Origin of the sequence: Marinobacter salicampi (genome assembly GCF_011074795.1) — a bacterium.
Lineage (GTDB): Bacteria > Pseudomonadota > Gammaproteobacteria > Pseudomonadales > Oleiphilaceae > Marinobacter > Marinobacter salicampi.
Genome location: NZ_JAAMPF010000015.1, coordinates 25035 through 39527, shown reverse-complemented (window position 1 = coordinate 39527; position 14493 = coordinate 25035). Strand labels below are relative to the sequence as shown.

The 14493-nt window shown below is 59.4% G+C and carries 12 protein-coding genes; 8 read left to right on the top strand and 4 right to left on the bottom strand.

Features of this window, described 5'->3' with window-relative positions:
• Window positions 1–297 precede the first annotated feature (297 nt).
• Window positions 298–1017 (bottom strand): ribonuclease PH, encoded by a 720-nt coding sequence (rph, locus tag G7W63_RS08005; RefSeq protein ID WP_166255858.1) that lies wholly within the window; start codon window positions 1015–1017, stop codon window positions 298–300.
• Between the two features lie 201 nt (window positions 1018–1218).
• Here rph and G7W63_RS08000 point away from each other — a divergent pair, with 201 nt between their 5' ends.
• From G7W63_RS08000 to G7W63_RS07980, 5 genes are all read left to right on the top strand, one after another.
• Window positions 1219–2085 (top strand): YicC/YloC family endoribonuclease, encoded by an 867-nt coding sequence (locus G7W63_RS08000; RefSeq protein ID WP_166255855.1) that lies wholly within the window; start codon window positions 1219–1221, stop codon window positions 2083–2085.
• Window positions 2086–2150: 65 nt separating this feature from the next.
• Window positions 2151–2783 (top strand): guanylate kinase, encoded by a 633-nt coding sequence (gmk, locus tag G7W63_RS07995; protein ID WP_166255853.1) that lies wholly within the window; start codon window positions 2151–2153, stop codon window positions 2781–2783.
• A gap of 198 nt (window positions 2784–2981) precedes the next feature.
• Window positions 2982–3194: a DNA-directed RNA polymerase subunit omega gene (rpoZ, locus tag G7W63_RS07990; protein ID WP_166255850.1), complete on the top strand. Its 213-nt coding sequence runs from the start codon at window positions 2982–2984 to the stop codon at window positions 3192–3194.
• Between the two features lie 163 nt (window positions 3195–3357).
• A complete protein-coding gene (locus tag G7W63_RS07985) occupies window positions 3358–5511 on the top strand; it encodes a RelA/SpoT family protein (RefSeq protein ID WP_166255847.1) in 2154 nt (717 codons plus the stop codon).
• 115 nt (window positions 5512–5626) lie between these two features.
• A complete protein-coding gene (locus G7W63_RS07980) occupies window positions 5627–6013 on the top strand; it encodes a RidA family protein (protein WP_166255844.1) in 387 nt (128 codons plus the stop codon).
• 23 nt (window positions 6014–6036) lie between these two features.
• Here G7W63_RS07980 and G7W63_RS07975 read toward each other — a convergent pair whose 3' ends face one another.
• On the bottom strand, window positions 6037–6918 hold the full coding sequence (locus G7W63_RS07975; RefSeq protein WP_166255841.1) for an NAD-dependent epimerase/dehydratase family protein: 882 nt from the start codon (window positions 6916–6918) through the stop codon (window positions 6037–6039).
• A gap of 62 nt (window positions 6919–6980) precedes the next feature.
• On the opposite strand from G7W63_RS07975, the gene G7W63_RS07970 reads away from it, so the two are divergent.
• From G7W63_RS07970 to G7W63_RS07960, 3 genes are read left to right on the top strand one after another with little or no spacing between them, the layout of a single operon-like run.
• Complete coding sequence (locus G7W63_RS07970; protein WP_166255838.1) at window positions 6981–7940, top strand: hydrogen peroxide-inducible genes activator; 960 nt, start codon at window positions 6981–6983, stop codon at window positions 7938–7940.
• A 7-nt stretch (window positions 7941–7947) separates the two neighbouring features.
• Window positions 7948–10023 (top strand): ATP-dependent DNA helicase RecG, encoded by a 2076-nt coding sequence (gene recG, locus G7W63_RS07965; protein ID WP_166255835.1) that lies wholly within the window; start codon window positions 7948–7950, stop codon window positions 10021–10023.
• Between the two features lie 46 nt (window positions 10024–10069).
• Complete coding sequence (locus G7W63_RS07960; protein WP_166255832.1) at window positions 10070–11437, top strand: HDOD domain-containing protein; 1368 nt, start codon at window positions 10070–10072, stop codon at window positions 11435–11437.
• A gap of 46 nt (window positions 11438–11483) precedes the next feature.
• Here G7W63_RS07960 and G7W63_RS07955 read toward each other — a convergent pair whose 3' ends face one another.
• Entirely contained in the window at window positions 11484–11939 is a 456-nt protein-coding gene (locus tag G7W63_RS07955) for a DUF2489 domain-containing protein (protein WP_166255829.1), read from the bottom strand.
• Between the two features lie 113 nt (window positions 11940–12052).
• On the bottom strand, window positions 12053–14347 hold the full coding sequence (locus G7W63_RS07950; RefSeq protein ID WP_166255826.1) for a molybdopterin-dependent oxidoreductase: 2295 nt from the start codon (window positions 14345–14347) through the stop codon (window positions 12053–12055).
• Between the last annotated feature and the right edge of the window lie 146 nt (window positions 14348–14493).

Genomic DNA, 14493 nt, shown 5'->3' with positions numbered 1-14493 from the left:
TTCGCTGATCTACTGAGCCCCAGAGGGCCTTGATAGCTAGGCGCGATGGCGAAGGTTTGGTGGCTCCAAATCAAGACAGCGCAACGCGGCTCTCAAGGCCCTCTGGGGCTCCCGAAGGGCGAGCCGCTGGGGTCTCTGGCCGGTGTTGCCAGCCCTTGATGTGGAACCACCACACCTGCGGACTGGCGCCTTGGCCCGAGACCCCAGCGGCTCGCAGTAGGTCAACGAATTAATCAGACGGGACACTAGCCTGACCGCTGGCGGGATCGGATCAGCGGTCAGGCGCCAGGCCCTAGCCTAGGTAAGGCTCAGGGCTGTTTTCTGAATTTCGAATAACTGATTGATGCCTTTTTTGGCCAGTGCCAGCATGCTGTCCAGTTCGTCCTGAACAAAGGGAGCGCCTTCAGCTGTGCCCTGAATCTCGATGAAGCCGCCCTGGTCCGTCATGATGACATTCATGTCGGTTTCGGCCTCGGAATCTTCAGGATAGTCCAGGTCCACCACCGGCGTGCCCTTGTAGATACCCACAGAAACCGCTGCAACCATCTGGATCAGAGGTGACTTCTTGATTCGCCCGGCCTTCACGAGGCCGTTGAGGGCATCCACCAGCGCCACGCATCCGCCTGTGATCGCCGCGGTTCGGGTTCCGCCATCTGCCTGAATTACATCACAATCGATCGTGATGGAGTGCTCTCCCAGCTTGCTGAGGTCAACGGCGGCCCGCAGAGAGCGGCCGATTAGACGCTGAATCTCGACGGTACGGCCGCCCTGCTTGCCCCTGGCCGCTTCCCGTCCCATGCGGCTGCCGGTTGAGCGGGGCAGCATGCCATACTCAGCGGTGATCCAACCCTTGCCCTCGCCACGCAGAAACGGAGGAACCTTGTTCTCCACCGAGGCCGTACAGATAACTTTGGTATCCCCGAACTCTACCAGCACCGAGCCTTCGGCATGGCGGGTGTAGTGACGGGTGATTCGGATGTCTCTGGGCTGTTCCGGGGCTCTTCCACTGGGTCGCATAGTTAGTCCTGAAGGTTATGGATGGGCGGGTGCGGGAATAATGACCGGCTTGACGTGCCTGAGCCATCCCCCTGGGGGTGTCCGCGCCCCGCTAAAGACCGGACAGTATAACATCTTCGGTTTAGGACTGCCGGGAAGGTCGCCTCTGCCGTTGCAGGCCTGCTAAACTCGGGGTTCACACCTGACATCATCGGAGTCGCCATGATCAGAAGCATGACTGCCTTCGCCCGGGAAGATACCCAGGCTGAGTGGGGCGCCCTGACCTGCGAAATCCGGACCGTCAATCACCGCTACCTGGAGCCTTCATTTAGATTGCCCGAGGCCTTGCGTGAGCTTGAGAATGATTTCCGTGAGCAACTGCGCAACCGGCTGCGCCGGGGTAAAGTCGAAGTTGGCATGCGTCTTCAGTTGGCAGAATCCTCGGGCCAGAGACTGCAGGTGAACCAGGACCTGGCCGCTGCCCTCAATGAAGCCGCGAACCAGATCAACCGAATGCTGGATAATCCGGCTCACATCAACGCCCTGGATATTTTGCGCTGGCCCGGGGTGCTCGTTAGCGCTGAACAGGACCTGGGACCGGCGAAAGCGGCAGCGGGTGAGCTCTTTTCCCGTACAATTGCTACGTTAACGTCAGCCCGGGAGCGCGAAGGCGAGCGCCTGCGGCCGCTGTTTGAGGATCGGCTGGCACAGATGGAGCAGGGGGTCGCAGAAGTTCGCCAGCGTATGCCCGAGCTTCTCGCCCAGCAGGAAAAAGGCCTTAGGGACCGTTGTCGGGCCGCCGGGGTTGAACTGGATCCTGATCGCCTGGCCCAGGAGATGGTCATGCTGGCGCAAAAGTCTGACGTGGCCGAAGAGCTTGACCGTCTTGATTCCCACCTGGCCGAGGTGCGCCACACTCTTGCAGTTGATGACGCCATCGGTCGCCGGCTGGACTTCCTTATGCAGGAACTGAACCGTGAGGCCAACACCCTGAGCAGCAAGTCCATTGATGCCGGCGTTACCCGCATTGCCGTTGACCAGAAAGTTCTGATAGAGCAGATGCGCGAGCAGGTACAGAATGTCGAATAGCCCCGCCTGAGGTTCGGTCCAGTGCATTTTAGCCCATTTCACAGTACGTCTTGGAGAAAGCAGTAATGGCCCAAGCGGTAGAAAAAGGTACCCTGTTCGTGGTGTCAGCGCCCTCCGGCGCCGGTAAAACCAGCCTGGTAACCGCCCTGTTGGAAGACGACAGGCAGATCGGCGTTTCCGTGTCTCACACGACCCGCGGTAAGCGAACGGGGGAGCAGGACGGAGTGAACTACCACTTCGTGAGCCATGAGACCTTCGAAGCGATGATCCGCGACAACGAATTTCTGGAATACGCCGACGTTTTCGGAAATTACTACGGCACCTCCCAGGTTTGGGTCGAGCAGACCTTGAGCGCCGGACGGGACGTGATTCTGGAAATCGACTGGCAGGGTGCGGCCCAGGTCCGCAGGCTTATGCCCGACTGCGTGGGTATATTTATCGTGCCGCCTTCGCCGGAGGTCCTGAAGGCCCGTCTTGTGGGCCGTGGCACAGACGCGCCGGAGGTGGTGGCTCGCCGTCTGAAGGAAGCGGGCGAAGAATGCAGTCATGCCCTGGAATTCGACTACCTCGTCGTTAACGACGTTTTCGACACGGCCCTTGGCCAGCTCAAGGCCATTGTTGAATCCCAGCGTCTGCGGATTGCATCTCAGCAGGTTAGACATTCTGAGTTGCTGAGACGGCTGACCTCCGGAGTTTGAAGGCCGGGCTTCCACGGAGTGCCGCCCAGGTGAAAGTGATGCAGTCTCTCAGGTCAAGAAATCGGTAAGCCTTGTGTACAAACATTGCGCAGAGGATTAAACTGTTCGGTCTGCTTATTCAGCGCGTGCGCAGTTTTGCCGCCGGGCACGCGCCAGACACCAGTTTCGAAATGAGCCACCAACACAGTCGGGGAAGTTATGGCACGAGTAACCGTTGAAGATTGTCTTGATCACGTTGATAACCGTTTTCAGCTGGTCATGCTGGCCACAAAGCGTGCCCGCCAGATTGCCACCAAGGGCTATGAGCCGATGGTTCCGGAAGAAAACGACAAGCCAACTGTAATCGCCTTGCGGGAAATTGCTGCCGGCCTGGTGAGCCGCGATCTGCTCAAAATTGATGATGACGAGTAACGCTTTAATTACCGTTCCCATCAGGTATTGAATTCTGTCCTGACGCTTTTATAGTGTTATAAAGGAGAGTGGTGGATACCGCTCGTTGATCAGGATATCGGAAGGACCCGAATGCTACCATTCGGGTTTTTTTGTCTTTGTAATCTGGTGCTATGGGGGCGCGATGTCAGAAGAGGCGACAGTCGACAGGCTGACGGATCAGCTCAGCAAATACCTGGACACGTCACGCATCAACCAGGTGCGGCGTGCCTACTATTATGCTGAGCAGGCCCACGAAGGTCAGAAACGCCGCAGTGGTGAGCCCTACATTACTCACCCGCTGGCGGTCGCCCATATTCTGGCAGATCTCCGGCTCGACCATCAGAGCCTGATGGCGGCCATGCTCCACGATGTCATAGAAGATACCGGCATCCCCAAGGACGCTCTATCGGAACAGTTTGGTGATCCGGTGGCTGACCTGGTGGACGGCGTCAGTAAGCTGACCCAGATTGAATTCCGTACCCGGGCAGAGGCCCAGGCGGAAAATTTCCAGAAGATGACCCTCGCCATGGCCCGGGATATCCGGGTTATCCTGGTCAAGCTGGCTGACCGGCTGCACAACATGCGCACCCTCGGGCCACTGCCCTATGAAAAACGCCAGCGCATAGCCACTGAAACCCTGGATATATACGCGCCCATAGCCAATCGCCTGGGTATGCACAGCGTATGTACCGAGCTGGAAGACCTGGGGTTCGCGTCGCTCTACCCCATGCGATCGAAATACATTTCCCAAGCGGTCAACAAACTTCGGGGTAGCCACCAGGAGATCATTGAAGAGATCCGTGGCCGGCTTGAAGAGAAGCTAACGGATAAAGAGCTACCGGGCCGCATCCTGGGCCGCGAAAAGCATCTGAACAGCATCTATAACAAGATGAAGTTCAAACAGAAATCCTTCCATGAAATCATGGATGTCTACGCATTCCGGATCATTACCGAGAGCGAAGACGACTGCTACCGCATACTTGGCGCTGTCCACAGTCTCTATAAGCCGCTGCCTGGGCGCTTCAAGGACTACATAGCGATGCCCAAGGCCAACGGGTACCAGTCTCTGCATACCACGCTGTTCGGCATGCACGTGAACATCGAGATACAGATCCGTACCGAGGAAATGGAGCAGATTGCCAACAACGGTATTGCAGCCCACTGGATGTACAAAAATGACCAGTCAGCGGTCTCGCTGGTTAACCAGAACCGGGTTGACCGCTGGGTCAAGGGTCTGATGGAGATGCGCGAGCGAGCGGACGACTCCCTGGAGTTTATCGAACACGTCAAGGTCGACCTTTTCCCGGACGAGATCTACGTGTTCACCCCCAAGGGCAAGATCCTGGAGTTGCCAGGGGGTGCCACCGCCGTGGATTTCGCCTACGCCATACACACCGACATCGGTAATGCCTGCGTTGCCTGTCGCATCAACCGAAACCTTGCCTCCCTGAGTCAGACCCTGCAAAGTGGCCAGACCGTGGAGATCATAACGGCCCCGGGTGCACGTCCTAACCCGGCCTGGCTGAGCTTCGTGGTCACCGGCAAGGCGAGAAGCAGTATTCGTCATGTGTTGAAAAATCAGCGCAAGACAGAATCGGTGGAGCTGGGCAAGACTCTGCTCAAGCGTTCGCTCAGCGGCTTCGGTCGTAACCTGTCCGATGTCAGCAAGAGCCAGACAGAGGCCGTGGTGAATCACAATCAGGTCGCCAGTTTTGATGACCTGCTGAGTGAGATCGGCTTGGGCAATCGCATGGCCTACCTGGTGGCACGCCAGCTTGTCAGCGGTGAAGAGAGCGAGGAAGACAAGGCCCGGCAGGAGAATATCTCCCAGACCGTGGTTCCCTCGGGCCGCAGCCCGGTCACCATTCGTGGCACTGAAGGTCTGCTGGTGCGGTTCGCCAATTGCTGCAAGCCAATTCCCGGCGACCCGGTGGTGGGCGTCATGGACACGGGACACGGCATGGTGATTCACAGCGACACCTGCTCACGTATTCCGGACGGAGGCGACCCGCAGCATCGCCTGACCCACCTTAAATGGGCCAAGGATATCTCGGACGAGTTCTCGGTGGAGCTTCGGGTTGAACTGGAGCGCCAGCGTGGGGTTATTGCCGAGGTGGCCAATGCGGTCGCGGTTGCGGATGGCAACATCGAGCGCATCAACGTGGAAGAGCAGAATGCCCATCTGAGCATTGTCAGCCTGGTGGTGCATGTAAACGGGCGCCGTCATCTGGCCCGAGTTATGCGTCGGGTGAGGAACATTCGTGCCGTGACCCACATCAGCCGGGTGCGATACTAGGCCCTGACTTACCCGTCAGTTGACAGCTATGGGACGAGGGGAGAGGATAACTGTTTTTCGTTTGCCTTTTCCGTTTCAGCCAAAGTGGCTCATTTTCCAGATAGGATCCAAGGACATGACCAATAAATCGGTGATTCAGACAGACAATGCGCCCGAGGCTATCGGCACATACTCTCAGGCGGTAAAGGCCGGTGATACCGTGTACCTGTCTGGCCAGATACCGCTGGTGCCGGAAACCATGGAAGTGGTGGCAGGTGACTTCGCCGCCAAGACCCGTCAGGTTTTCGAGAATCTCAAGGCGGTCTGCGAAGCGTCGGGCGGGCGGCTGCAGGATATCGTCAAGCTCAATATCTACATGACCGACCTGAGCAATTTCGCAACCGTCAACGAAGTCATGGCGACCTACTTCCAGGAGCCATACCCGGCCCGCGCAGCCATTGAGGTCTCCGGCCTGCCCAAGGGCGTTCCGGTAGAAATGGATGGCATAATGGTGCTGAGCTAAGGCACCCGGACCAGGTCGGGCGGCTAGTTACCCCCGGCCATTCCCTGACTGATCATTTCGCCATAACCGGCCCGGTAGTCCGGGTAGTCGAACACAAACCCGGAGTCACGCAGGCGCTGATTGCTGCACCGCTTGCTGCCTGCCCGGCCACCAGTTCGGGCATCGGGCTTGGGAGCTTCGCTCGGGATCTGCGAACGGACCCATGCCACCACCTCGTCAAGACGTGCAGGCTCGTTGTCACTGGCCAGGTAGCAGGGCTCGATCCTCTCTCCGCCCAGGGCCAGTTGGACCAGATGGGTGACCGCCCGCGCGGCATCATGCTCGTGTATTCGGTTGCTGTAAGGTGCCGGCTTGCTGGGTGCCATCTCACCTTTGGTTACCGCCTCAAGAAAGCGTCGACGGCTGGGGCCATAGATACCGCTGAAGCGCACCACCGTTGATTGGAATCCGCTGGCCAATGCCAATTGTTCGCCCGCAAGTACACACTGACCGCTGAAGCGCCGTGGCTCGGTAGCGCTGGTCTCGTCTACCCAGCTATCGTCGTTCTGGTGGTAGACGCTGGTGCTGCTGATATAGACCAGCTGCCTGAGGGTGGAACCGTCGCTGGCTGCCAGCAGGTTGATCAGACCATTGACGTAAGCGTTTTCATAGCCCGTCTCATCGTAGCTTGAGGGGGCCAAGCAGTAGATGATGACGTCCAGGGCCCGAGGCACGGCCTTTGTCAGAGCCTCGGCATCAAGGAGGTCCGCGGCAACCGGTATCACGGTATCCGGTACGGCGGCCGCATTTCTTCTCAAGCCGAAAACAGTGTGGCTCTGACTCAGACGCCTGGCGATCATACCGCCCAGGTTGCCGCATCCGGCCACAAGAATCCGGGCTCCCTTTGTGTTTTCAGTGATTGCCATAGTCTGCTTCAATCCTTATTCTGTATGCGATAAACGAGTGTATTTCCCGCATCGGAGCTGTCATGACACTGACCGAGTTACGCTATATTGTCACCCTTGCCCGTGAGAAGCATTTTGGCCGGGCTGCTGAACGATGTCATGTCAGTCAGCCCACCCTGAGTGTGGCGGTCAAAAAACTGGAAGACGAGCTCGGCATTCCCTTGTTCGAACGTAGCAAGAGCAATATCCGTATCACCGATACCGGTCAGAGAATCATTGAGCAGGCCCAGCGTGTGCTGGACCAGGTGGGCCTGATCCGGGACATGGCCCAGGATGGCAAGAACCAGCTCAGCTCGCCCCTGAAAGTCGGCGCCATCTATACCATTGGCCCGTATCTATTTCCTCACCTGTTGCCAGAACTCCGGCGCGCGGCACCGGAAATGTCCCTGTTTATCGAGGAAAACTACACGGCCAACCTGCGGGTCAAGCTACGCCAGTCGGAACTGGACGCCATCATCATCGCATTGCCGTTCGAAGAACCCGAGATCGTCACTCTGCCCCTGTACGACGAACCTTTCGTCGTACTGTTACCCGGTGACCACCCGCTGACAAAGAAAAAAGCCCTGACCGCCGAAGAGCTGTCAAAGGAGCAGCTTCTGCTTCTGGGCCCGGGCCACTGTTTCCGGGACCAGGTGCTGGAGTCCTGTCCGCCTCTGGTGAAAGCGGTAACCGACAGAGCCGCGTCTGGCCCGGCTCTGGTCACCGAGGGCAGCTCACTGGAAACCATCAGGCACATGGTGGCGTCCGGCCTGGGGGTCACGGTGCTGCCCCTGTCTGCCGCAACAGCGGTTAAGTATCAGGAGAACATACTCGCAGTGCGGCCATTCGTGGCGCCCGTGCCCTATCGTACCGTGGCACTGGCCTGGCGGGTGACCTTCCCCAGGCCAAAGGCGATTGACATACTGTCGCTGGCCGCAAGCCAGTGTCGGGTTATTGAAAAAGCTGCAAAGACCACACCTGCCACGGCCGCTGCCAGCGCATGAGGCCCTGATGACGTCTCTGGATGATATCCAGGTTACGGCTCTGAAAGGTGTGGGTTCGGCTCTGGCAGGTACATTGTCAAAGCTGGGAATCCTCTCCCTGCAGGACCTCCTGTTCCATCTTCCCCACCGCTATGAGGACCGGACCCGGGTTATCTCCATGGGTAGCCTTCGGGTTGGCGACGTTGCCGTGGTTGAGGGTGAGGTGGTCAAGTCTGACCTGGTCATGGGTCGCCGCCGGAGTCTGCAGGTAACCCTGAAGGACAGCTCCGGTTTCCTGGTTATGAGGTTCTTTCACTTCAATGCCGCCCAAAAGACTATGCTGGCCGAGGGCCAGGTCGTCCGCTGCTATGGTGAGGTGCGTCCGGGCCGGGCCGGCTATGAGTTCTACCATCCGGAGTACCAGGTCAATCCCGGAGCCATGCCCGAGCAGGACAAGGCGACCCTGACGCCGATCTACCCGCTGACGGAGGGCATCCAGCAGCCGCGGGTACGAGCTTTATGCCAGCAGGCGCTGGACTATCTTCACCGTTATCCGATCAGGGACTGGTTGCCGCCGGCCCTGCTTGCCGACTACCAGCTGCCCGACATCTCCGCCGCCGTGGCGCTGGTGCATGCACCTCCGGCAGACGCGCCCGTGCACCTGCTTATGGAAGGCCGGCATCCGGCTCAGCAAAGGCTGGTGATGGAGGAACTGCTTGCGCATCAGTTGAGCCTTTTACGGGTGCGGGAGCAGATACAGGCGCGTCGAGCATTGCCACTGCTGCCCCGGGGTAACCTGACCGAGCAATTCCTTGAGGCCCTGCATTTTCAGCTTACCGGGGCCCAGCAGCGGGTGCTCACGGAAATCCGGCAGGACCTGAGCCAGCCCCTGCCCATGCTTCGTCTGGTGCAGGGTGATGTCGGCTCCGGCAAGACCGTAGTAGCTGCCCTGGCTGCGCTTCAGGCCATTGGCTCCGGTGTTCAGGTGGCGCTGATGGCGCCGACGGAAATTCTGGCTGAACAGCATTTTGCCAACTTTCGGGACTGGCTTGAGCCACTGGGGATCAAGCTGGCCTGGCTGTCCGGCAAGATCAAAGGCAAGGCCCGTCTGGCTGCGCTTGAACAGATTGCCAGCGGTGAAGCGGCCATGGTGATCGGCACCCATGCCCTGTTCCAGAATGATGTGAACTTTGACCGGCTGGGGCTGGTCATTGTTGACGAGCAGCACCGGTTCGGGGTTCACCAGAGGCTGGCCCTGAAAGAAAAAGGAGTGGGCAACGAACTGGCTCCTCACCAGCTCATCATGACGGCGACACCTATCCCGCGAACTCTGGCCATGAGCGCCTACGCAGACCTGGATACGTCGGTGATCGATGAGCTCCCCCCCGGCCGTAAACCCATAGAAACGGTGGTGCTGCCGGATGGGCGCCGGGACGACATTATCGAAAGGGTGCGGGAGGCCTGTGGCCGGGGCCGCCAGGCCTACTGGGTCTGCACCCTGATTGAGGAGTCCGAAGCCTTGCAGTGCCAGGCCGCGGAAGTAACCGCCGAGGCTCTGGCTGAACGCCTGCCGGAACTGAGCGTGGGGCTCGTCCATGGCCGCCTGAAAGCCGGCGACAAAGCGGACATCATGCATCGGTTCAAGGAAGGCCAGCTCGACCTGCTGGTGGCCACCACGGTAATTGAGGTGGGGGTCGATGTGCCCAATGCCTCGCTCATTATTATCGAAAACCCAGAGCGTCTCGGCCTGGCCCAGCTGCATCAGCTTCGGGGCCGGGTGGGGCGAGGGGAGGAGGCGAGTTTCTGTGTTCTTATGTACCACCCGCCCCTGTCCCAGAACGGCCGTGCCCGGCTGCAGGCGCTTCGGGAGAGCCAGGATGGTTTTGTCATTGCAGAAAAAGACCTTGAAATACGGGGCCCGGGCGAAGTGCTGGGAACCCGGCAGACCGGCATTATGCAATTCCGGCTGGCAGATTTTGAACGCGACAAGGGCTGGATCGAAACCGTCCGCCATCTCGCCCCCGGCCTGATGCATGACGCCCGCTGTGTCGACGGTCTTGTAAGGCGCTGGCTGGGGGAACGAATTCGCTATGGCGACGTGTAAAGGTCAGACTTACAGACCGCTGCCTTTAAAGATACAGGGGAAGACCATGGAATTACCCGTCGCGCTCCAGACAGCCCTCGACAGGCTGGCGCCGGAACTGACGTTGACCGAAGCCAACGGGTTGCCCGGAGCAGCTGTGTTACGCATGGTTCTGCTGGAAGATGACCAGGGCCAGCTACAGGTAATCTCCCGGCGTCAGGATCTGGTGGACCTCGCGGCTCTTAACAAGTCGCTGTCCCGGGATCTCCGGCTGATTTCCCGCAAGAAGTACGCCCGTATCCTAGCAGGTCTTGAGCTGGCGGCGGATCTGCCGGCATTACCCACGCTGACAGGGCTGGCCACCGTGGTGGACACCCGGGTCGACGACATGCCCGAGGTGATCCTTGAGCTTACCGATCAGGGAGCTTGCGTAAGACTGGACAAACCGGCGATTGATGCGCTCCTGGCAGATGCCCGCCGGTGCAATTTTGCGGTTTCGCTGGCGGCGATCAACGTCAATCTGGCGCATCCGGAAAACGATCGGGAGCAGCTGCACTCGGCACTCAAGCGTTTTACAGGCCTTCGTATCCAGCAACGTCTTGACGACACTCTGGAATTACCACCCCTGCCTGAAACCGCCCAGCGAATAATTCATCTGCGAGTCAATCCCAACGCGGTTATGGGTGACCTGGTGGATGTGGTCGAAAGCGACCCGAGCCTGGCCGCCCAGGTGGTCAGTTGGGCGTCTTCTTCGTTCTATGCTGCTGCCGGCCAGTTGCGGTCGGTACACGACGCCGTATCCAGGGTGCTGGGATTTGACCTGGTCATGAACCTTGCCATGGGGCTTGCCCTCGGGCGCGCCCTTAAACAGCCTTCAGATCAGCCGGAAGGTTACCTGGGCTACTGGCAGCAGGCCATCTGGCAGGCCCAGTCCGCCGGCATACTGGCCAGCATGATGCGTCGCACGGAGCGCCCCGCGTTTGGGCTCGCCTATCTTGCCGGCTTGCTGCACAACTTTGGCTACCTCGTACTGGCCCAGGTTTTTCCGCCTCACTTCAAACTTGCCTGCCGCTGCTGGGAGGTCAATGCCCATCTGGACACGTCCGTTGTCGAGCAATACCTGCTGGGAATTACGCGGGAACAGATCGGTGCCCAGTTGATGAGTAATTGGGGTATGCCGGAGGAGATCAACGTCGCTATCCGGCACCAGAAGAATCCCGGGTATGAAGGCGACCATGCGGTTTACGCGCACCTGCTCTGGCTTGGCAGACAGCTCCTGATTGCCCGGGGTATTCCTTTGGGCGCGGCGGAGGAAGTCTCGGATGAATTCTACGACCGTCTGGGGCTGGACCGTCAAAAAGTCGCGGAACAGTTCGACGACCTGGTGGATAATCGCGCCGCGATCATGGCAATGGCCGGCATGATGAACAGCTGACAGTCTTGCCTTTCCTGTTGGCCCGAAGGGCTGATCAGCCCTCCTGTCAGAAACGGTGATGGCGTATGGCGGTAGCTGCTCTTCGGATAGCATCTGAATGCTGTGCTTCCAGGGCGTGGCGCTCACGGTCCATCTTCTCCACGAATTTCACGTCCGTGTCCTGGCGGGCCTTGTGGGTTGGCATGTGCTCAAGCTGCTCATGCATCTCCTGAAAAACACGGTAGGGCGTCTGGCTCAGTAACTCCGGCGCCAGGTGGTCCAATAGGCCCTTGATGCGAAGACAGGCTTCGGAATATTCCACCTGATCCTGCTCAATGGCCATGGCCAGCACCTGTATACTTTCGATCATCGAGCTCCGTCGCTCATCCTGGAAGGCTTTGTTGCGTGACGCTCTGACCTTGTCCTGCCGCAGGATCCGCATTTGCCTGGTTATAAAGGCGACCAGCAGCAAAGCCACGGCAAGTCCTGTCAGGACGAGCGTCCATTGGAGCCAAACGGGCATGGGCATTCCTTACTTCGGTTGGGATGGATAAGAGGGTAATCATACCCTCTTATCCACTCATACGGACACCCGCAGACGTTGGCCTTGTCAGGGTCTGGATCAACGGCCGGTGTTCAGGCCAGCTTGCACGCCGGTTCGGCTTTCCAGGCCCTGACGGTAACCGCCTGCCCGTTCAGTACCGAGGTGCCGCACAGAGGATCGACCTGGTCATCGCGGATCACATCATTGATGCTGGCGCCGGCATGAGCCTCGGCAACTGTCTGTTGCGTGCCCTGGCGGGTATGGCCCCAGCCATGGGGGATGGACACCACTCCGGCCATCAGGTCCTCGGTAATCTCCACCGGCAGCACGATGGCGCCGGCTTCCGTCGTGACCTCGGCGCTGTCACCGGCAGCCAGACCATAGCGGGCGGCGTCTTCCGGGTTGATCATCAGGGTGCACCGGTCTTTACCTTTTACCAGACGCTGGCTGTTGTGCATCCACGAATTATTGCTGCGAACGTGGCGGCGGCCGATCAGCAGCAGATCCTCATTCACCGGTTGCGTCATGCGGACGTGCAGGCGGTCGAGGTCACGAAGGTAACGCCTCGGGGCCAGGTTGACCTTGCCATCCCGGGTGAACAGCCGGTCTGGCATGCAGGGGCGAAGAGGCCCCAGGTCAATACCGCTCGGGTTGTCCTTCAGTGTGGCCAGGGAAAGCCCTTTTGGCAGATCCCGCCAGCGGCGGTCGAGTGGGCTCAGGCGCGCCAGGCTGCGCAAGGGGTGGGTCTTGGGTAATACGTCCATCAACAGGTCCACCACCGGCTGAACCAGAGGCCTGACAGCTCCCACGTTCGTGCCGTAGGGGCCGCTGCGCAGCATCAGGTCCAGCAGCGGATCAGGCCCGACCTGCTTGAACGCACGCCAGCCAAGTTCTGAGCGTAACGGCAGGCGACCACCGCTACGCTTTTTCTCCAGCCGGTGGGCCAGTTCAAGCAGTATCTGCCAGTCATGGCGGGCATCGGGCCCCGGGTTGAACAGGGCCTCGCTGTACTTGGCCGTGTTGTGGACCCCAAACATACTGAAAATCAGATCATAGTGGCTGCGTTCCAGCGCCGCCGTGGGCGGCAGGATAATGTTTGCGTGACGGGTGGTTTCATTGAGGTAGTAATCAACCGATACCATGAAATCGAGCTGACTGAACGCCTCCTCAAGACGGCCGCCATTTGGGCTGGAAAGCAGGGGATTGCCGGCCACGGTGACAAAGGCACGGATCTGTCCCTCTCCCGGAGTCAGAATTTCATCGGCGATGGTACTGGAGGGGAACTCGCCACCAAATTCCGGCAGACCTTTGACCCGGCTGGTGCGACGGCCGAAATGGCCTTTCTGGCCAGACATGGCCCCGAGGGCCACCATGTCTATTGCCGGCTGGGTAAACATCATGCCCCCCGGGATGTCGAGCTTGCCGGTCAGAATGTTCAGCACGTAAATAAGCCAGGTGGCGACACCACCGTGGGCCTGGGTGCTGGTGCCCATACGGCCGTAGAGCGCAGTCTTGGGTGTGTTGGCCAGTTGCCGGGCGAGGTTGCGGGTCGTTTCAGCAGAAATACCGGTATGGGGGCTGACCGCCTCAGGGGTAAAGGGCAGGGCCGCCAGTCTGACCAGATCCACGTCCTTGGTCCAATGCTCCGCATGAGCCAGGTTGACCCTGTTTTCTTCAAACAGACAGTTGACCATGGCCATCAGCAGCAGGGCGTCGCTGCCAGGGCGTATAAAGTGAAAATCATCCGCCAGTCTGGCAGTCTCCGTACGGCGCGGGTCGATGACCACGAGCTTGCCGCCGCGGGCCTTGAGCGCTTTGATGCGGCCCCGGAAATCCGGCACTGTCATTAGACTGCCGTTGGAGGCCATGGGGTTGGCGCCGATGCACATGAATAGGTCAGTACGGTCGATGTCGGCAATGGGAAACAGCACCTGGTGGCCAAACATCTCCAGCGCCGCCAGCATATGGGGCAACTGGTCGTTGGAGGTGGCAGAGAACCGGTTCTGGGTGCCCAGGGCCCGCAGGAAAGGCAGGGTTGCAATCATGGCGCCGTGGTTGTGCACATTCGGGTTGCCCATATAAGCGCCAACCGCGTTGTTGCCATGCTCCTTGCGCACCCGGTGAAGATTCGTCGCCACGTAGTCAAGCGCTTCATCCCAGCTGACTTCCTGCCAGCCCTCTTCGGTTCGCCGCATGGGGCGTTTGAGCCGCTCAGGGTCTTCATGGAGATCCTGCAGTGCCACGGCCTTGGGGCAGATGTGGCCATGGCTCAGGGGGTCGTTTTCATCGCCTTTAATGGAGGCGATACGGCCGCCTTTGACCTCAATGGCCACGCCGCACATGGCCTCGCACAGATGACAGGTGCGCAAGTGGGTGCCGTTTTCCATGGGTGCTCTCTCCAGAAGTGGTCTTATTGTTAGCGTTTCGCATCAGCGGCCTTCAGATTGTTCTGCAGGCTCCCCCGGGTTCGGGAATGGTTTCAACAGGCAACCAGATTAGCAGGAAAAGGCACCGGGGGGAAAAGAGGGCAAAG